Source organism: Chiayiivirga flava, assembly GCF_014202825.1.
In the GTDB taxonomy this organism is placed as follows: Bacteria; Pseudomonadota; Gammaproteobacteria; order Xanthomonadales; family Xanthomonadaceae; genus Chiayiivirga; species Chiayiivirga flava.
Genome location: NZ_JACHHP010000001.1, coordinates 839,671 through 856,803, shown reverse-complemented (window position 1 = coordinate 856,803; position 17,133 = coordinate 839,671). Strand labels below are relative to the sequence as shown.

Sequence of the window (17,133 nt, the reverse complement as noted above, 5' to 3'; positions counted from 1 at the left end):
AGAACGCAAACTGGCGCGCTGCCGTGTCCGCTGGCGTCGACTACACCACACGCGCCCGCAGCAGATCGTGAATGTTCAGCGCACCGACCACGCGCTGCTGCGCGTCGACCACGATCAGCGCGTTGATCTTGAACTCCTCCATCAGGTGCGCGGCCTCGATCGCGAGCTTGTCCGCGCCGATGGTCTTGGGGTTGCGCCCCATCGACGCGAGCACCGGCGTGGTGCGGACATCGTCGGTGCCTTCGTCGAGCGCGCGGCGCAGGTCGCCGTCGGTGAAGACGCCGAGCAGGCGATCGTCGTCGTCGACGACGGCCGTCATGCCCAGGCGCTTGCGGCTCATCTCGACGAGCGCTTCGCTCAGGGTCGCGTCGGCGCCCACGCGCGGGATGCCGTCGCCGCTGTGCATGATGTCGGCGATGTGCAGCAGCAGACGCCGGCCCAGGCTTCCGGCCGGATGCGAGCGGGCGAAATCCTCCGAGGTGAAGCCGCGTGCGTCGAGCAGCGCGATGGCGAGTGCGTCGCCCATCACCAGCGCCGCCGTGGTGCTGGACGTCGGCGCCAGGCCCAGCGGGCAGGCTTCCTCCGGCACGCTGACGTCCAGATGCAGGTCCGCGAGCGTGGCGAGTGTGGATTCGGGCCGGCCGGTCATCGCAATCAGGGCGGTGCCCTGGCGCTTGAGCACCGGCACGATGGTGAGCAGTTCCTCGGTCTCGCCGGAATTGGACAGCGCGAGAACGACGTCGATATCGGTGATCATGCCCAGATCGCCGTGGCTGGCCTCGCCCGGGTGCACGTAGAAGCTCGGCGTGCCGGTGGAGGCGAGCGTGGCGGCGACCTTGCGCGCGATGTGGCCGGATTTGCCCATGCCGGTGCAGACCACGCGGCCCCGGCATTCGAGCATCCGGCGACAGGCCGCGACGAACGCGGCGCCGATGCGCGGGCGCAGCGCCTGCAGGGCGCGCGTTTCCACGTCGATCACGTGGACGCCGCTTGCGACAATCGCATCGGGGTCGGGCTCCGACGCGCCGATGCCGCTCTGGAGCGGGCTGCGCGCGAGCGGGTGGATCTGGGCGGCATTCATGTGGCAGTCCCGTTGCCTGCGGCTGCAGGACGCAGAGCCGCGGGCGTTTTGATTTATGATGTGCGGCTAGTCTACTCCAGGCCCCCGGACCGGCCCACCTCGGACCGCCTCCGCTCGGTCCGGATCCGGCGCCGCCCCGGGCCCGTTGCCCGGACGGCAGGCGGGAACGGATCGCCGCCGTGCGAGCGATCGTCCGCCGGCCAGCCAAGTCGACACCGCCTCCATTTCGCCATCCACCGCCGGACTCCTGCCCGATGCATGCCGCCACAATCCGCCAACTGATCGAAACCGGGCTGCCGGGCAGCCGCGCCGACGTGCACGGCGACGACGGCGTGCACTTCGAGGCGGTGGTGGTGTGCGAGGCCTTCCGCGGCAAGCTGCCGCTGGCGCGGCATCGGATGGTCTACGCCACCCTGGGCGAGCGCATGGGCGGCGAGATCCACGCGCTGAGCCTGCGCACCCTGACGCCGGACGAGGCCGGCGCCTGAGCGTCGCGGCGGGCCGCGCGGCCGGCATCGGTCCATTGTTCCATGCGCGCGACGAACCCGGACGGTTCCGGCGCGCGACCGCGGTCCGGCGCCACGCCGGCGTCGCGCCTTTCCATTTTTCCCACGAGACCCCCATGGCGAAGATCCTCATCACAGGCGGCATCGCGCTCAACGGCGAGGTGCAGATCTCCGGCGCCAAGAATGCCGTGCTGCCGATCCTCACCGCCGGCCTGCTGGCCGACGGCCCGATGGACATCGGCAACGTGCCGCACCTGCACGATGTCACCACCACGATGGAACTGCTCGGCCAGATGGGCGTGGACCTGGCGCTCAACGACCGCATGCGCATCGGCCTGGACTCGCGCCGCGCCGACCACTTCCGCGCGCCGTACGAGCTGGTGAAGACCATGCGCGCGTCGATCCTCGTGCTGGGCCCGCTGGTCGCGCGCTTCGGCCAGGCGGACGTGTCGCTGCCGGGCGGCTGCGCCATTGGCTCGCGTCCGGTGAACATGCACATCAAGGGACTCGAAGCCCTCGGCGCGCAGATCAGCGTCGAGAACGGCTACATCCGTGCCAAGGCCGATCGCCTCGTCGGCGCGCGCATCGTGATGGACATGGTCACCGTGACGGGCACCGAGAACATCATGATGGCCGCGGCGCTCGCGCGCGGCACCACCGTCATCGAAAACGCCGCACAGGAGCCGGAGGTCGAGGACCTGGCCAACTGCCTGATCGCGATGGGCGCGAAGATCGACGGCGCCGGCACCGCGACCATCACCATCGAGGGCGTCGACCGCCTCGACGGCTGCAAGTACGACGTGCTGCCCGACCGCATCGAGACCGGCACCTTCCTCGTGGCCGGTGCGATGACCGCCGGCCGCGTCGTCGCCAAGAAGACGCGCGCGGACACGCTCGGCGCGGTGCTGGAGAAGCTCGAGGACACCGGCGCCCACATCAGCACCGGCGACGACTGGATCGAACTGGACATGCGCGGCCACCGCCCCCGTGCGGTCGATCTGGTCACCGCGCCGTACCCCGCGTTCCCGACCGACATGCAGGCACAGTTCACCGCGCTCAACTCGGTGGCCGAAGGCGTGGGCCACATCACCGAGACGGTGTTCGAGAACCGCTTCATGCACGTGCAGGAACTGCAGCGGCTCGGCGCGGACATCGCGGTGGACGGCAATACCGCCACGATCCGCGGCTCCAGCCAGTTGAGCGGCGCGCCGATCATGGCCACCGACCTGCGCGCGTCGGCGTCGCTGGTGCTCGCCGGTCTCGTCGCGAGCGGCGAAACCACGGTGGACCGCGTCTACCACATCGATCGCGGCTACGAGAATATCGAGGAAAAACTCGGCGGCCTCGGCGCGCGCATCCGCCGACTGCCGGCCTGATCGGCCGCCGGTCCGCGGCACACCGAGACGAACGCCCGCGCCGGCCGGCGCGGGCGTTGGTGTTCAACGCGACGAAGAACGCCGTGCGCTCAGCGCACGCCGAACCGTCCCCGGCAGCCGCGATCGACCCACAGGCCCGCGCGCGGATCGTAGCCCCAGGTGCGGCCCTCCACGCACGCGGCGCGCGAGAGTTGTTCGAGCAGGAACGGACGGCTGCGGCTGGTCCACGCGCAGGTGCGATAGCGGTTGTCGTCGCTGGTGCAGGTGACGGTGTAGTCGTCGTGCCAGTTGCCGCCGTGACCGCCGCGCGCCGGTCCGAACGCGCCGCGGCACCCGTCCTTCACCCAGATCACGCCGGGGCGGTAGCCCCAGTCCACGTTGAGCTTGCAGCCGCGGTCGGAAAACTGGCGCACCAGTTCCACGTCGCCGCGGAACGGCGAGCGGCACTCGGTGTAGCGCTTGTTGTGGCTTTCGCAGACCACTTCGCCCGCGATCGGGCTGCCGCCGCCGCCGATCGGCGGGCTGTAGCGGTCGTCCTCGACGAAGCGCGCCCGGCAACCGTTCGACACCCACACCATGCCCGGGCGCGACCCCCAGTCCTTGCCCTCGCTGCAGCGCGCCGACGAAATCTGGCGCGACAGCCGGGCCACGCCGCGCCACGGCGTGTCGCATTCGGTGGGGCGCCGGTCGCGGCTCTCGCACAGGATTTCGCCGCCGAGCCCGGGGCCGGGACGTCCGGGCACGGGGCGCCAGCCCGCGCCGGTGCCGCCTAGCGACAGCGAGATGTCGTTCTTGATGTCGGTGAAGCGCCAGCCCGAGCGGATCTGGTCGAGGTAGAACTCGAGCTGGTCGTCCGGAATGCGGCGGCCGTTGGACTGGTCGGCATATTCGCGCTCGATCACGCGCACGCGATCGGCTTCGTTGAGCCCCGACAGATTGTCCGGCGCATACGCCTTGGACACCTGGGCCGTGGCCTCCTGCGTCAGTCCCACTGCGAGTACCAAGCCGAGCAACAGCAGAATCGTGCGCATGTCCTCACCTCCCTCCCGATGGTGGCCGCAGCGTAGTCCACCGGCGCGGGGATGACGAGGCCCGGTGCGCCCGCTGTTGCGCCATTTTCAGGCGGGGAATAGCATTTGCCGTTTTTCCGGCCCGAGCGGCCGGCCTTCCGCGCCGCCGCACCGTGCGCCGCGCCGTCCGTTTTTCCCGGAGTGCTCCATGCGTACCCACTTCTGCGGTCTCGTCGACGAGACCCTGATCGGCCAGACCGTCACCCTGTGCGGCTGGGCCGACGTCGCCCGCAACCTCGGCGGCCTGTGCTTCATCGACCTGCGCGACCACGAAGGCATCGTGCAGATCATCGCGGAGCCGGACGCGGGCGAGGTGTTCAAGGTGGCGGCCGACGTGGGCTACGAATACTGCCTGCGCGTCACCGGCACGGTGCGCAAGCGCCACGCCGTCAACGACAAGATCAGGACCGGCCAGGTCGAAGTGGTGGCCACGCAGATCGAGATCCTCAACCGCGCCGAGCCGCTGCCGTTCCACGCGCACGAGAACGCCGGCGAGGAAACGCGCCTCACCTACCGCTACCTCGACCTGCGCCGCCCCGAGATGCAGCGCATGATGCGCACCCGCATCAAACTCGTGCAGGCGCTGCGCCGCTGGCTCGATGCGCGCGGTTTCCAGGACATCGAAACCCCCATCCTCACCAAGGCCACGCCGGAAGGCGCGCGCGATTTCCTCGTGCCCGCGCGTATGCACCCGGGCGAGTTCTACGCGTTGCCGCAGAGCCCGCAGCTGTTCAAGCAGATCCTGATGGTGGCCGGCTTCGACCGCTACTACCAGATCGCCCGCTGCTTCCGCGACGAAGCGCTGCGCGCCGACCGCCAACTCGAATTCACCCAGCTCGACATGGAGTTCGCGTGGGTGCGCGAGCGCGACGTGCAGGATGCCGTCGAAGGCATGATCCGCGACGTGTTCAGCGAGGTGATCGGCGTGCAGCTCGACGCCGAATTCCCGCGCATGACCTATGCCGAGGCCATGCGCCGTTACGGCTCGGACAAGCCCGACCTGCGCATCGAGCTCGAATTCGCCGACATCGCCGATCTCGTGAAGAGCTGCGAGTTCAAGGTGTTCAGCGACTGGGCGAACCATGCCGACGGCCGCGTGGTTGCGCTGCGCGTGCCGGGCGGCGCCAGCCTCTCGCGCAAGCAGATCGACGACTACGGCGCGTACGCGGCCAAGTTCGGCGCCAAGGGTCTGGCGTGGATGAAGGTCGAGGACGCGGCGAAGGGCCGCGAGGGCATCAACTCGCCGATCGCGAAATTCCTCGACGACGCCGCGCTCGCCGCCGTGGTGCAGGCCGCCGGCGCGCAGGGCGGCGACGCGATCTTCTTCGGCGCCGCCACGTACAAGACCGCAAGCGACTTCATGGGTGCGCTGCGCCTGAAGCTCGGCAAGGACCTCGGCCTCGTGCGCGACGGCTGGAAGCCGCTGTGGGTCACCGACTTCCCGATGTTCGAATGGGACGAGGACGAACAGCGCTACGTCGCCCTGCATCACCCCTTCACCGCCCCCGCCGTCGACGACATCGCCGACCTGCGCGCGAACGCGAAGACTGCCGTCTCGCGCGGCTACGACATGGTGCTCAACGGCAACGAAATCGGCGGCGGTTCGATCCGCATCCACCGTCCCGACATGCAGAGCGCGGTGTTCGACCTGCTCGGCATCGGCGCGGAGGAGGCCGAAGCCAAGTTCGGCTTCCTGCTCGACGCACTCAAGTACGGCGCTCCGCCGCACGGCGGCATCGCCTTCGGCATCGACCGCATCGCGGCGCTGATGGCCGGCACCGAATCCATCCGCGACGTGATCGCATTCCCGAAAACCACCACCGCGCAGTGCCTGATGACCGGCGCGCCGTCGCCGGTGCCGGACAAGCAGCTCGCGGAAGTGCACATCGGCATTCGCGAGAAGGTGTTGGTGGACAAGCCGACTGTCTGATTTCCGGCGCTGTTTCCGCCACTGCCGCGCTCGCGGGTGTGGCGGGAGCGCGGAGATGACGGTCGGGTAAATCGGCAAACGCGCCGCGTGGGCGGCGGTTGCACGGCCGGATAGGATCGTCCCATGTCCGACCCCGTCCTGATCCTCCACGGCCTGTGGATGCGTGCCCCGGCGATGCAGCCGCTCGCGCGTCGGCTGCGCGCGGACGGGTTTGCGCCTGCCACCTTCGATTACGCCAGCCGCGCCGTGGATCCTGAGGCCTCGTGCCGCCGGCTTGCCGAGCGCATCGGCGCATTCGACGGCCGGCCGGTGCATCTGGTGGGACACAGCCTCGGCGGCTTGCTCGCTTTGGAAACCCTGACGCGGCATGTCGGGCTCGCGGTCGGGCGCGTCGTCTGCCTCGGCTCGCCGCTGCGCGGCGCCAGCGCGGCGGCGGAGCTTTCGCGGCACGCGAGCACGCGCTGGTTTCTCGGGCGCAGCGCGGACCTGCTTCGCCGCGGTGCGCGGCTCGATCGCGCGGACACGCAGATCGGCATGATCGCCGGCACGCGCCGGCTCGGCCTCGGCCGCTTCTTCGCGCGCTTCGACGGGCCGCACGACGGCACCGTGGCGCTCGCGGAAACCCGCATCGACGGCCTCGCCGACCATGTCGCCATCCCGGCCACGCACAGCGGCCTGATCTTTTCCCCGCAGGCCGCCGTGCTGACCGCCCGTTTCCTGCGCGAGGGCCGCTTCGGCTGAGCGCTCGACGCGCCGAACGCGGACGGTCCGCGCCGCCTCGCCACCGTCGCGCCGGCTACGCTGCGAGGCCCGACGGCACTATGCTGGCCGCCTGTTCCTCGCCTGGAGACCTTCGATGTCCAAACGCCTGATGCTGGCCCTGTTGCTCGCCGCTCCGCTGGCCCACGCCGCGGACGATCCGGAAACCTTCGGCGCCGCGATGCCGGACGGCGAAGCGGTTCCGCTCGATGCCGCGCTGGCCGCCTTCGATCCTGCGCAGACCGCGCCGCGCAAATTCTCCGGCCGCATCGTCGATGTGTGCGAAAAGCGCGGCTGCTGGGCGAAGCTCGAGGTCGACGGCCAGTCCGCCCGCGTGATGCCGCGCGAACACGACTTCATGGTGCCGCGCGACGTGCGCGGGCCGGCCGTGGTCTACGGCACGCTGATGTCGGCCGATCTTGGCGAGGCCGCGGCCGAGTACGCGAAGGACAACCCCGGCAAGCCCAATCCCGTGCCGGCGCAGGAATACCGGATCGACGCCCTGAGCGTGGTGCTGCTCGAACAGGACGGCTGAGTCCGATCCGCGCTGCGAGAGGCGCCGGACGCGGTGGCGTCAGTCGCCCAGCGCGCTGATGCGGTCGCGCGCGATCGCGCGCTGCGCGAGATCGCCGCAGTCGCGCACCAGGTGGACGAGCCCGGCGAAACGCGGATCGTCCGTGCTGCCGCGCCGGTAGCGTGCGTAGATCTGCTGCATGATGCCGGCGAGCTTGAACAGGCCGTACGCGAAGAGGAACACCGGATCGCCGACGCGACGGCCGCTGTGACGCTCGTACACGGCGATGACGCCGGCGCGGTCCAGATTGCCGGGCAGGTGCGTGGTGCCGAAGCGCGCGAGATTGCCCGGGTCGCCGGGCTCGGCCCAGTACGCGAGCGTGGTGCCGAGGTCGTAGTCCGGATCGCCGATGGTGGCCATTTCCCAGTCGAGTACCGCGAGGATGCGCGACGGCGTTTCCGGGTCCAGCAACACGTTGTCGTACTTGAAATCGTTGTGGATCAGCAGCGCCGGATTCTCCGCCGGCAGATGCGCGGCGAGCCACTCGGACAGCGGCGACAGATCGGGGCTGTCGTCGGTGCGCGCGGCGGCGTATCGCTGGGTCCAGCCTTCGATCTGGCGGCGCCCGTAACCCTCGCCGTGGCCGAAGTCGAGCAGGCCGCCGGCCACCGGGTCCACCGCGTGCAGCGTGGCCAGTTCGCGGACGAAGCCGTCGGACAGCGCCGCGAAACCGTCGGCATCCAGCGCAAGCCCGGGCGGCACGCGCCCGCGCAGCACCACGCCGCGCACCCGGCGCATCACGTAGAACGGCGCCCCGATCACCGCCGCATCCTCGCACCACGCCAGCGCCTCCGGCGCCTTCGGATAGACCGGATGCAGCGCCGACAGCAGCCGGTGCTCGCGCCCCATGTCGTGGCCGCCCCGCGCGGCCGCGCCGCGCGGGGCGCGCCGCAGCACCAGCTCCAGGTCGCCGAGCGTGAGCAGGTAGGTGAGGTTGGAGAAGCCGGACGGGAACTGCGCCACCCGCAGCGGTCCGTGCGTGCCGGGCAGGCGTGCCAGCAGCCACGCCTCGAGCGCGGTGGTGTCCAGTTCCTCGCCGCGTCGTACGGCGGTGGCTTCGTCGATCGGATGCATGTGCGGTGCCTTGCAGCCGGCGACGCGGGAGGCGTGCGCACGGCCCGCGATCATGCCAAAGCCACGCCGCCGTGCCCATCGGGGCCGGTGTAGAATTGTGCGATGCGGCACGGGCAGGCAACGCGGACCCCGGACGGCGCCAGTGCGCCGACGCGTCCGCGCGCCCCGGATCCGGCGCTGCGATGCTGACGCCGCTCGCGGCTCCCGCGCTGCGCACCGCGACGCGCATCCTCGGCATCGATCCGGGCTCGCAGCGCACCGGGGTCGGCATCATCGACGTCGACGGCGCGGGCCGCGTGACGCACGTGTTCCACACCGCGCTGCACCTGCTCGGTGCGGAAAGTTTCCCGCTGCGGCTCAAGCTGCTGCTCGACGGACTCGGCGAGGCCATCGAGACCTGGCGCCCGCAGGAAGTGTCGATCGAGAAGGTGTTCATGGCACGCAATCCGGATTCCGCGCTGAAGCTCGGCCAGGCGCGCGGCGCGGCGATGTGCGCCGCGGTGCTGCGCGACCTGCCGATCCATGAATACGCGGCGAAGGAAATCAAGCTGGCCGTGGTCGGCTCGGGCGGCGCGGCGAAGGAGCAGATCCAGCACATGGTCGGCATGCTGCTGAGCCTGCGCGGCAAGCTCCAGGCCGACGCCGCCGACGCGCTGGCGGTGGCGATCACGCACGCGAACGTGCGTGCGACGGCGCTGCGGCTGGGGGTGAACGCGCGGCAGGCGTGGAGTCGGAAATGAGTTCGACGGGATTGCGGCAAGTGCACCTCCTTTCGCCTTCGGCAGCCCGGATCGAGTCCGGGGCAGGCGCTTCCCCCGCTGCGCGCGAAAAGCAACGGCCTGGGGTTCGTTGCGTTGATGGAGGCTGGCGGTGATCGGTCGTCTCAAGGGCATCCTCGTGCACAAGCAGCCGCCGTGGCTGGTGGTGGACGTGCATGGCGTCGGCTACGAGCTCGAAGCGCCGATGAGCACCATCTACGACCTGCCCGAGATCGGGCGCGAGGTCACGCTGTTCACGCACTACGCGCAGAAGGAGGACAGCGTGTCGCTGTACGGCTTCCTGCGCGAATCCGAACGCCGGCTGTTCCGCGACGTGCAGCGCGTCAGCGGCATCGGCGCGAAGATCGCGCTCGCGATCCTGTCTGGCGCCAGCGTCGAGGCATTTGCGTTGCAGGTGCAGAACGGTGACATCGCGGGCCTGAGCCGCATTCCCGGCATCGGCAAGAAGACCGCCGAGCGCCTGGTGGTGGAGCTGCGCGAGCGCGCCGGCGACTTCATCGGCGGCGCCTCGGGCGTCGGGCGCAATGCCGCGCAACCGCTCGATCCGCTCGGCGAGGCGACCGTCGCGCTGCAGCAGCTGGGCTACAAGCCGGCAGAGGCGCAGCGCATGGCAAAGGAGGTTGCCGACGACGGCGACAGCGCCGAGTCCATCATCCGCAAGGCGCTCAAGGCCGCACTCAAGTGACGACGGCCTGATGCACGCCACCGATTCGAAAGTCTCGCCGCGCGCGCTGGTGCTCGGCGCCATCGGCGTGGTGTTCGGCGACATCGGCACCAGTCCGCTGTACACGCTGCGCGAAGCCTTCGGCGAGGTGTACGGGCTCGAACCCGACCGCGCCAACGTGCTCGGCGTGTTGTCGCTGGTGTTCTGGGCGATGATGCTGATCGTCACGGTCAAGTACGTGCTGGTGATCCTGCGCGCCGACAACCGCGGTGAAGGCGGCATCCTCGCGCTGATGGCGGTGGTGCAGCGCACGCTGCCGGTCGCATCGCCGACGGCGTATACCGTCGGACTGCTCGGCGTGCTCGGCACGGCGCTGTTTTTCGGCGATGCGGTGATCACGCCGGCCATGACCACGCTGTCGGCGGTCGAAGGACTGCGGGTCGCGGCACCGGGGCTGGAGCCGTACATCATCCCGGTCACGCTGGTGGTGCTGCTGTGCCTGTTCGGCTTCCAGCGTTTCGGCACCGAGCGCGTGGGCAAGGTGTTCGGGCCGGTGATGCTGCTGTGGTTCGTCATCATCGGCCTGCTCGGCGCGATCGAGCTTGCGACCAATCCGCGCATCCTCGAAGCGCTCAATCCGGTGTGGGCCGTGCGGTTCTTCGCCGAACACGGCGTGGCGGCGTGGCTGTCGCTCGGCGCGATCGTGCTCGCGGTCACCGGCGGCGAGGCGCTGTATGCCGACATGGGCCACTTCGGCCGCGTGCCGATCCGCAACGCATGGATGACCGTGGTGATGCCGGCGCTGGTGCTGAACTATTTCGGTCAGGGCGCGCTGGTGCTGGCCCGGCCGGACGCGGTGCACAACCCGTTTTTCGAACTGGTGCCGTCGTGGGGCCTGTACCCGATGATCGTGCTGGCGACGCTGGCCGCGGTGATCGCCTCGCAGGCGGTGATCTCCGGCGCGTTTTCGCTCGCGCGGCAGGCCATCCAGCTCGGCTACCTGCCGCGCCTGAAGCTCGTGCACACCTCGCACGAGACCATCGGCCAGATCTACATCCCGTGGGTGAACCGGCTGCTGCTGCTGGCCGTCATCGCGCTGGTGCTCGGCTTCGGCAGTTCGAGCAATCTTGCGATCGCGTACGGCGTGTCGGTGTCGGGCAGCATGCTGATCGACACGCTGCTGCTCGTCATCCTCGCCACCCAGCGCGGGCGGATTCCGATGCCCGTCATCGTCGCGGTTGGCCTGTTCTATTTCGTGGTCGACAGCGCCTTCTTCAGCGCCAACGCGTCGAAGTTCCTGCACGGCGCGTGGTTCCCGCTGGTGCTGGCGCTGGCGGTGTTCACGCTGATGCGCACGTGGCGCCGCGGGCGGCAGCTGGTGCGGGCCAAGGTCGATCGCGAAAGCCTGCGGCTGGGGCCGTTCCTGCAGAGCCTGATGCTGTCGCCGCCGGTGCGCGTGCCGGGCACCGCAGTGTTCCTCACCCCGTCCAACCAGTTCGTGCCGCCGGCGCTGCTGCACAACCTCAAGCACAACAAGGTGCTGCACGAGCGCAATGTGATCCTGAGCATCGAAACGCTCAACATCCCGCGCGCCGATGCCGGCGAACGCGTCCATTTCGTCCAGCACGATCACGGTTTCTCGTGCCTGACGCTGCGCTTCGGCTACATGGAAGACCACGACGTGCCGTTCGCGCTGCGCCGCTGGGAGATCCCGGGCGAAGCATTCGAACCGCTGGAAACCACGTTCTTCGTCAGCCGCGAATCGCTCAGCGCGCGCGCCGGCCACGGCATGGCGCTGTGGCGCGACCGCCTGTTCCTGTTCATGTCGCGCAACGCGGCCCCGGCGACGGAGTTCTTCTCGATCCCGGGCAATCGACTGGTGGAGCTCGGGACGCAGGTGGAGATCTAGCGCGCGCCCGCGCGGCTATTCGGGCTGGTATCCGGCGGGCTTTTCCGCGCCGCCGCCGAACAGGAATTTTTCCATCTCGGCCTGCAGGAAGAGACGCGTCTTCGGGTCGCGCGGCATCAGCCGGTGTTCGTTGATCAGCATCGTCTGGTGCACCAGCCACTCGCTCCAGGCCTGCTTGCCGATCGAATCGAACACGCGCTGGCCGGCTTCGCCCGGCCACGGAGCGAAGTCGAGGCCGTCGTCCTCGCGTTGATGCCTGATGCAGAACACCTTGCGGCTCATGGTTGCAGCACCTCCGGTGACGAAAGGAGTTTGCGAACGGGCGAGGGCAGGCCGATCGCGAGCAATTCGTCGCGCGCGGCCCAGCGCAGCGCTGCATTGTCGGCGATCCGGGCACGCGCGCGCACGTCGCGCCAGAGGATCGGGTCGATGTCGAGCAGATAGTGGCTGAAGCCGTGTGCGACGGTGGTCAGCCGTTGGCCCGCGTCGAACGCGTCGGTGACCTGCGTGGCCAGCCAGTCGCGCGCGGTCTGCGCGTCTGGCAGTTCCGGCAGGCTCCACAGGCCGGCCCAGACGCCGCGTTCGGGCCGCCGCTGCAGCAGCACGCGGCCGTCGGCATCGAACAACAGCAGCATCACGCAACGGCGCGTCGGCAGTGCCTTGCCCGGTCTGGGCTCGGGCAGGCGCTCGACGATGCCCTCGATGCGCGCAACGCAATCGTCCTGCAGCGGACAGACCACACACGCCGGTGCCGCGCGTGTGCACAGCGTGGCGCCGAAATCCATGACCGCCTGGGTGTAGTCGGCCAGGCGCGCGTGCGGCAGGTGCTCTTCGGCCAGCGTCCACAGTTTTTTCTCGACCGCGGTCGTGCCCGGCCAGCCGTGCACGCCGTGGAACCGCGCGAGGGTGCGCTTGACGTTGCCGTCGAGGATTGCGATGCGTTGCCCGTGCGCCTGCGCGAGGATCGCGCCGGCGGTGGAACGGCCGATGCCCGGCAACGCCATCAGCGAATCGACGTCGTTCGGAAGCTTGCCGCCGTGCGTTTGCATGCAGATCTGCGCGGCGCGGTGCAGGTAACGCGCGCGGCTGTAGTAGCCCAGGCCCGACCACAGCGCCTGCACGGTGTCGAGGTCGGCGGCGGCGAGCGCCGGAATGTCCGGCAGCGCATCGACGAAGCGCTGGAAGTAGCGGATCACCACGGCCACCTGCGTCTGCTGCAGCATGATCTCCGACAGCCACACGCGGTACGCGGTACGCGGGTGCTGCCACGGCAAATCGTGGCGACCGTGGCGGTCGAACCAGGTCAGCAGGCGCGGTGCGAAGGTGTCGGGCGTGGTGCCCGCGTCAGCGTGTTGCATCGGTCTGCGCGGGTGCCGTTTCGTCGTCCGAGAAACGCAGCGTAACGCCGCTGGCTTCGATGCCGTCGATCTGCAGGCGCGGTGCGGCGATTTGCCCGCGCAGCGGCGGCAGCGGGCCGGTGTCGGGCGCGCCAAGCCATGCGAACACGTCGCCGATGGCAAGCGTGCCTTCGATCGAGTCCTCGCCACGGACCACGCGCAGGTCGACATCGCCCTGCAGTGCGGTGGTGCCGGAAAAATCGATGCGCAGCGACGTCGGCACGGCCGGCGATGTCTCGCGCAACGGCAGCGCGGGCCAGTGGGCAGGCCACGTCGCGAGATCGGTCGCGAGGCCGAATCGCAATGCATCCGGTACGCTGAAATGCAGTTCGCCGCCGAGCTGCAGGCGCGTCTGCTGCAGCGGCGTGCCGCCGATGTCGAGCGACAGCGGCACGAGCGCGATGTCGAACTCGCCGAACGTGGGCGTGGTGGACAGGCGCAGGTCGAAGCCGTGCGTCGCGGTGTCGGAAACATATGCGCCGCTCGCGTCCAGCACGGTGGCCTCGCCGCTGCGCAGCGCGGGCAGCGCGATTGCGAGCTGCTGCAGTTCCCAGCCGTCGCCGATGACGCTGCCGTCTTCCACGGCAAACGCGGCATCGAATTGCGGCAACCGCAGCGGCGCCGGCGGTCCGGTGGTGTCGTCGGCGGCAAGCCACGCCTGCAGTGCGGCGAGGTCGAGCCGTGGCTGCACCAGCGTGAGGCGCTGCAGTTGCAGCGTTTCCGCGCGCAGTGCCGACCACGGCAGCGCGGCCTCGACGCGCTCGGCGCGCAGCAGCGGTGCGGCCGCACCCGGTGCGGAGGCGGTCAGTCCGATGAGTTCGAGATGCAGGTCCGGCCAGATGCCGATGTCCGCCGGCTGCTCCAGCGACAGCGACAGGCCCGTGGCCGCTTCGGCCTGGCGCAGCAGGAAGGCACTGACACGCTCGGGTTGCAGCAGCGCGCGCAGCACGAAAAAACCGATCAGCGCGACCAGCGGCAGCAGCAGCCAGAGCCAGCGGCGGCGGAAGCGGCGCGGCGCCATCGTCAACGCGCGAACGACTCCGGCAGCAGCGCATCGACGAAGGCATACGGATCGAACGCACGCAGGTCGTGCAGCGATTCGCCGAGGCCGATGAAACGGATCGGCAGTCCGAACTCGCGCGCGAGCGCAAACACGACGCCGCCCTTGGCGCTGCCGTCGAGCTTGGTGACCACGAGGCCGGTGACCCCGGCGGCCTTCTGGAACTGCCGCACCTGGCTGATCGCGTTCTGGCCGGTGGTGCCGTCGATCACCTGCAGCACCTCGTGCGGCGCGGTCGGATCGAGCTTCGCGAGCACGCGCTTGATCTTGCCGAGCTCGTCCATCAGTCCCGACTGCGTGTGCAGGCGGCCGGCCGTGTCGGCGATGAGCAGGTCGACGGCGCGCGCCTTCGCGCTCTGCAGCGCATCGAAGATCACCGACGCCGGATCCGCGCCGAGTCCGGTGCCGGCGCCCTGCGCCACGACCGCGACGCCGTTGCGTTCGCCCCATGTGCGCAACTGCTCGACGGCGGCCGCGCGGAAGGTGTCGCCGGCGGCCAGCATCACCTGCTTGCGTTCGTCGAGGTAACGTCGCGCGAGCTTGCCGATGGTGGTGGTCTTGCCGACGCCGTTGACGCCGACGGTGAGCACCACGAACGGCTTGGCGCCGGTCTCGATGTTCAGCGGCAACGCCACCGGCTCCAGCAGCGCGATCAACTCGGCGCGCAGGGTGGCGAGCAGCGCGCCGGCATCGGCGAACTGGCGTTTGTGCATGCGCGTGCGCAGGCCGGCGACCACGGCGGTGCTGGCCGCGACGCCGACATCGGCCGAGAGCAGGCAGGTTTCGATCTCGTCGAGCAGATCGTCGTCGAGTTTCGGATTGCGCACGAACACCGCGCCGAGGCCGCGCGCGAAGCCGCTGTTGCGCAGGCGGTCGCGCCAGCTGCGCGGCGCCGCGTCGACCGGTGCGGCGTCGACGGGCGCGACGGGCGCCGGCGCGGATTCGAAGGACTCCGTCTCCGGCGCAGGCTCGGGCGCGTGCTGCAGCACGGCCGGATCGGCGGCAAAACTCACGTCGGCCGCGATGCCGGCATCGGCCGGCACGGCGTCGGTCTCGCTCGCCGGCGGCTGTTGCTGGACCTCGTGCACGGTGGCGGGCGGCGCCGGCTTCTTGCGGAAAAAACTGAACATCGGCACACGGATATCGGACAATGGCGGCATGTTAGCACCGCCTCCCGCAGCCGCCGGCGACAGTCGCGCGGCAGGCCTGCCGAGTCCCCGCGATGCGTCGCGGAGCTGATGTCGTGCCGGCGGCTGCGGGCCGCGTGCGCATCATCGGCGGACGCTGGCGCGGCACGAAACTGGACGTGCCCGGAGCTCCGGGCCTGCGCCCCACGGCCGATCGCGTGCGCGAAACCCTGTTCAACTGGCTGCAGCCGCACGTGCCCGGCGCACGGTGTCTGGACCTGTTCGCCGGCAGCGGCGCGCTCGGGTTCGAGGCCGCGTCGCGCGGCGCGGCGCAGTGCGTGCTCGTGGAACGCGATGCCGGCATCGCGCGCGGCCTGCGCGCCACCGCGGCGCGGCTGCACGCGGACGCGGTGCAGGTCGTCGACACGGACGCGCTGGCCTGGCTGCGCGCCACGCCGTCGTCCGCGTTCGATATCGTGTTCCTCGATCCGCCGTTCGCCGCGGGACTGCACGCCGCCGCGTGCGAGCGGCTCGGGCCCTGGCTCGCGCCGGAGGCGTGGATCTACGTCGAATCGCCGCGCGATGCCGGGATCGCCGTGCCCGCGGACTGGCGCCTGCACCGCGAAGGTCACACCCGCGAGGTCCGCTACGCACTCCACCATCGCCCGTCCGACGCGCCTGCTACAATCCGGCGCCTCTCCGACGCGCCTTCGCCGCCCACGCCCGAATGACCACCGCCCGGCAACGCACCGCCGTCTACCCCGGCACGTTCGACCCGATCACCAACGGTCACGTCGATCTCATGCTGCGCGCCGCGCCGCTGTTCGATCGCGTCGTCGTCGGCGTGGCGGAAAGCCCGTCGAAAGGCCCGGGGTTCAGCCTGGAGGAACGCATCGAGCTTGCGCGCCTGGCACTGGCCGACGTGCCGAACGTCGAGGTGCGCGGTTTCACCTCGCTGCTGGCGCATTTCGTCACCGAGGTCGGCGGCGGCGTGCTGCTGCGCGGACTGCGCGCGGTGTCGGATTTCGAGTACGAGTTCCAGCTGGCCAGCATGAATCGCCATCTGATTCCGGATGTCGAGACGCTGTTCCTGACGCCGGCGGAGCAGTACGGCTTCATCTCGTCGTCGCTGGTGCGCGAGATCGCGCGGCTGGGCGGCGATGTCTCGGGTTTCGTGCATCCCGCCGTGCAGGCGGCGATGAAGAAGAAGTGGCGGCGCTGAGCCGCAGGACGCTGCACAGAATCAAACACCGACAAGGGAAGACACCATGAACCGCATCCTCTCCATTGCCGCGATCGCGCTGACGCTGGTGGCCGTGACCGCCTGCAACAAGACCGAAGAAGCCGCCGCGCCCGTGGCCGCGGCCCCCGCGCCGCTCTCCGCGCCGGCCGCCGGCGACAACCAGGCCTGGAAGCTCTATCTGGTGCAGGTCGCCAAGCAGAACATGGAAGGCATCCGCAACAGCCCGTACATGTACTACCTGCCGGCCGCGTCCGCCGCGGACTTCGAGGACCAGTACACGCGCCAGCTCGACAACGTCACCGACACCGTCGCGCGCGGCGTGCTGCCGGGCAACATGCTGGCGTTCGGCTCGCCCGAATCCACCCGCATGGGCGACCTCATCGTCGAGGCGTTCAAGGGCGCGGAACCGGCGTCGATGAAGGACGTGCGCGTGCTGTTCATCGGCGCGGCGGCGGACGCCGAGCGTGCGAAGGCGGCGGTGGAGCCGACCGGCGCGACGTTCGTGTTCTCCGAGGCGAAGTGAGTCCAGCGGACCGGGCGCCGTCCGCCGCGCCGCGATGGCGCGGTGCGGCGCGGGCACGCGC

18 protein-coding genes are annotated in these 17,133 nt (G+C 70.1%); 11 read left to right on the top strand and 7 right to left on the bottom strand.

The genetic code is table 11. The features are described from left to right. Nucleotides 1-40: 40 nt before the first annotated feature. Nucleotides 41-1,081, bottom strand: a complete 1,041-nt coding sequence (locus tag HNQ52_RS03500) for a KpsF/GutQ family sugar-phosphate isomerase (protein WP_183959703.1) — start codon at nucleotides 1,079-1,081, stop codon at nucleotides 41-43. 254 nt (nucleotides 1,082-1,335) lie between these two features. Between HNQ52_RS03500 and HNQ52_RS03495 the strand changes: the two genes are divergently transcribed. Next, nucleotides 1,336-1,569 carry a BolA family protein gene (locus HNQ52_RS03495; protein WP_183959702.1) on the top strand — a complete coding sequence of 78 codons (234 nt, stop codon included), beginning with the start codon at nucleotides 1,336-1,338 and terminating at the stop codon, nucleotides 1,567-1,569. A 134-nt stretch (nucleotides 1,570-1,703) separates the two neighbouring features. Then, entirely contained in the window at nucleotides 1,704-2,963 is a 1,260-nt protein-coding gene (murA, locus tag HNQ52_RS03490; RefSeq protein ID WP_183959701.1) for a UDP-N-acetylglucosamine 1-carboxyvinyltransferase, read from the top strand. 89 nt (nucleotides 2,964-3,052) lie between these two features. Here murA and HNQ52_RS03485 read toward each other — a convergent pair whose 3' ends face one another. Then, on the bottom strand, nucleotides 3,053-3,994 hold the full coding sequence (locus HNQ52_RS03485; protein ID WP_183959700.1) for a DUF3011 domain-containing protein: 942 nt from the start codon (nucleotides 3,992-3,994) through the stop codon (nucleotides 3,053-3,055). Nucleotides 3,995-4,181: 187 nt separating this feature from the next. Here HNQ52_RS03485 and aspS point away from each other — a divergent pair, with 187 nt between their 5' ends. The 3 genes from aspS to HNQ52_RS03470 all read left to right on the top strand — a co-directional run bounded on the left by aspS (nucleotide 4,182) and on the right by HNQ52_RS03470 (nucleotide 7,257). Beyond that, nucleotides 4,182-5,963 (top strand): aspartate--tRNA ligase, encoded by a 1,782-nt coding sequence (gene aspS / locus HNQ52_RS03480; protein ID WP_183959699.1) that lies wholly within the window; start codon nucleotides 4,182-4,184, stop codon nucleotides 5,961-5,963. Between the two features lie 123 nt (nucleotides 5,964-6,086). Next, nucleotides 6,087-6,704 (top strand): esterase/lipase family protein, encoded by a 618-nt coding sequence (locus tag HNQ52_RS03475; protein ID WP_183959698.1) that lies wholly within the window; start codon nucleotides 6,087-6,089, stop codon nucleotides 6,702-6,704. 115 nt (nucleotides 6,705-6,819) lie between these two features. Beyond that, nucleotides 6,820-7,257, top strand: coding sequence for a DUF4920 domain-containing protein (locus HNQ52_RS03470; protein WP_183959697.1), 438 nt, complete (start codon nucleotides 6,820-6,822; stop codon nucleotides 7,255-7,257). Between the two features lie 39 nt (nucleotides 7,258-7,296). Here the strand turns inward: HNQ52_RS03470 and HNQ52_RS03465 are convergent, their stop codons facing one another. Next, the gene (locus HNQ52_RS03465; RefSeq protein ID WP_183959696.1) at nucleotides 7,297-8,370 is read right to left on the bottom strand and encodes a phosphotransferase family protein; all 1,074 of its coding nucleotides are present in this window, start codon (nucleotides 8,368-8,370) and stop codon (nucleotides 7,297-7,299) included. A 182-nt stretch (nucleotides 8,371-8,552) separates the two neighbouring features. Here HNQ52_RS03465 and ruvC point away from each other — a divergent pair, with 182 nt between their 5' ends. From ruvC to HNQ52_RS03450, 3 genes are all read left to right on the top strand, one after another. Next, nucleotides 8,553-9,110: a crossover junction endodeoxyribonuclease RuvC gene (ruvC, locus tag HNQ52_RS03460; protein ID WP_183959695.1), complete on the top strand. Its 558-nt coding sequence runs from the start codon at nucleotides 8,553-8,555 to the stop codon at nucleotides 9,108-9,110. Nucleotides 9,111-9,240: 130 nt separating this feature from the next. After that, nucleotides 9,241-9,834, top strand: coding sequence for a Holliday junction branch migration protein RuvA (gene ruvA / locus HNQ52_RS03455; RefSeq protein ID WP_183959694.1), 594 nt, complete (start codon nucleotides 9,241-9,243; stop codon nucleotides 9,832-9,834). A gap of 10 nt (nucleotides 9,835-9,844) precedes the next feature. Beyond that, nucleotides 9,845-11,722: a potassium transporter Kup gene (locus HNQ52_RS03450; protein WP_183959693.1), complete on the top strand. Its 1,878-nt coding sequence runs from the start codon at nucleotides 9,845-9,847 to the stop codon at nucleotides 11,720-11,722. A 15-nt stretch (nucleotides 11,723-11,737) separates the two neighbouring features. Here the strand turns inward: HNQ52_RS03450 and HNQ52_RS03445 are convergent, their stop codons facing one another. Genes HNQ52_RS03445 through ftsY form a run of 4 tightly spaced genes read right to left on the bottom strand, consistent with a single transcriptional unit; the run spans nucleotide 11,738 to nucleotide 15,372 of the window. Then, the gene (locus HNQ52_RS03445; RefSeq protein WP_183959692.1) at nucleotides 11,738-12,004 is read right to left on the bottom strand and encodes an oxidative damage protection protein; all 267 of its coding nucleotides are present in this window, start codon (nucleotides 12,002-12,004) and stop codon (nucleotides 11,738-11,740) included. Next, complete coding sequence (gene mutY / locus HNQ52_RS03440) at nucleotides 12,001-13,080, bottom strand: A/G-specific adenine glycosylase (protein ID WP_183959691.1); 1,080 nt, start codon at nucleotides 13,078-13,080, stop codon at nucleotides 12,001-12,003. Before mutY ends, HNQ52_RS03445 begins: the two co-directional genes overlap by 4 nt. Then, nucleotides 13,067-14,140: an AsmA family protein gene (locus HNQ52_RS03435; protein WP_183959690.1), complete on the bottom strand. Its 1,074-nt coding sequence runs from the start codon at nucleotides 14,138-14,140 to the stop codon at nucleotides 13,067-13,069. The genes mutY and HNQ52_RS03435 overlap by 14 nt, the downstream gene beginning before the upstream one ends. A 2-nt stretch (nucleotides 14,141-14,142) precedes the next feature. Then, nucleotides 14,143-15,372 (bottom strand): signal recognition particle-docking protein FtsY, encoded by a 1,230-nt coding sequence (gene ftsY, locus HNQ52_RS03430; protein WP_425486463.1) that lies wholly within the window; start codon nucleotides 15,370-15,372, stop codon nucleotides 14,143-14,145. Between the two features lie 29 nt (nucleotides 15,373-15,401). Between ftsY and rsmD the strand changes: the two genes are divergently transcribed. Genes rsmD through HNQ52_RS03415 form a run of 3 tightly spaced genes read left to right on the top strand, consistent with a single transcriptional unit; the run spans nucleotide 15,402 to nucleotide 17,072 of the window. Further along, a complete protein-coding gene (rsmD, locus tag HNQ52_RS03425) occupies nucleotides 15,402-16,037 on the top strand; it encodes a 16S rRNA (guanine(966)-N(2))-methyltransferase RsmD (protein ID WP_183959688.1) in 636 nt (211 codons plus the stop codon). Beyond that, entirely contained in the window at nucleotides 16,034-16,528 is a 495-nt protein-coding gene (coaD, locus tag HNQ52_RS03420) for a pantetheine-phosphate adenylyltransferase (RefSeq protein WP_183959687.1), read from the top strand. The genes rsmD and coaD overlap by 4 nt, the downstream gene beginning before the upstream one ends. Nucleotides 16,529-16,574: 46 nt before the next feature. Continuing rightward, nucleotides 16,575-17,072, top strand: a complete 498-nt coding sequence (locus HNQ52_RS03415) for a hypothetical protein (RefSeq protein WP_183959686.1) — start codon at nucleotides 16,575-16,577, stop codon at nucleotides 17,070-17,072. The last annotated feature ends 61 nt before the right edge of the window (nucleotides 17,073-17,133 follow it).

Coding starts and splice junctions, on each gene's coding strand:
- HNQ52_RS03475 (WP_183959698.1), top strand. CDS start 6,087: ATGTCCGACCCCGTCCTGATCCTCCACGGCCTGTGGATGCGTGCCCCG.
- HNQ52_RS03435 (WP_183959690.1), bottom strand. CDS start 14,140: ATGGCGCCGCGCCGCTTCCGCCGCCGCTGGCTCTGGCTGCTGCTGCCG.
- HNQ52_RS03470 (WP_183959697.1), top strand. CDS start 6,820: ATGTCCAAACGCCTGATGCTGGCCCTGTTGCTCGCCGCTCCGCTGGCC.
- mutY (WP_183959691.1), bottom strand. CDS start 13,080: ATGCAACACGCTGACGCGGGCACCACGCCCGACACCTTCGCACCGCGC.
- ruvC (WP_183959695.1), top strand. CDS start 8,553: ATGCTGACGCCGCTCGCGGCTCCCGCGCTGCGCACCGCGACGCGCATC.
- HNQ52_RS03500 (WP_183959703.1), bottom strand. CDS start 1,081: ATGAATGCCGCCCAGATCCACCCGCTCGCGCGCAGCCCGCTCCAGAGC.
- rsmD (WP_183959688.1), top strand. CDS start 15,402: ATGCGTCGCGGAGCTGATGTCGTGCCGGCGGCTGCGGGCCGCGTGCGC.
- HNQ52_RS03445 (WP_183959692.1), bottom strand. CDS start 12,004: ATGAGCCGCAAGGTGTTCTGCATCAGGCATCAACGCGAGGACGACGGC.
- HNQ52_RS03415 (WP_183959686.1), top strand. CDS start 16,575: ATGAACCGCATCCTCTCCATTGCCGCGATCGCGCTGACGCTGGTGGCC.
- HNQ52_RS03485 (WP_183959700.1), bottom strand. CDS start 3,994: ATGCGCACGATTCTGCTGTTGCTCGGCTTGGTACTCGCAGTGGGACTG.
- HNQ52_RS03495 (WP_183959702.1), top strand. CDS start 1,336: ATGCATGCCGCCACAATCCGCCAACTGATCGAAACCGGGCTGCCGGGC.
- HNQ52_RS03465 (WP_183959696.1), bottom strand. CDS start 8,370: ATGCATCCGATCGACGAAGCCACCGCCGTACGACGCGGCGAGGAACTG.
- coaD (WP_183959687.1), top strand. CDS start 16,034: ATGACCACCGCCCGGCAACGCACCGCCGTCTACCCCGGCACGTTCGAC.
- murA (WP_183959701.1), top strand. CDS start 1,704: ATGGCGAAGATCCTCATCACAGGCGGCATCGCGCTCAACGGCGAGGTG.
- aspS (WP_183959699.1), top strand. CDS start 4,182: ATGCGTACCCACTTCTGCGGTCTCGTCGACGAGACCCTGATCGGCCAG.
- HNQ52_RS03450 (WP_183959693.1), top strand. CDS start 9,845: ATGCACGCCACCGATTCGAAAGTCTCGCCGCGCGCGCTGGTGCTCGGC.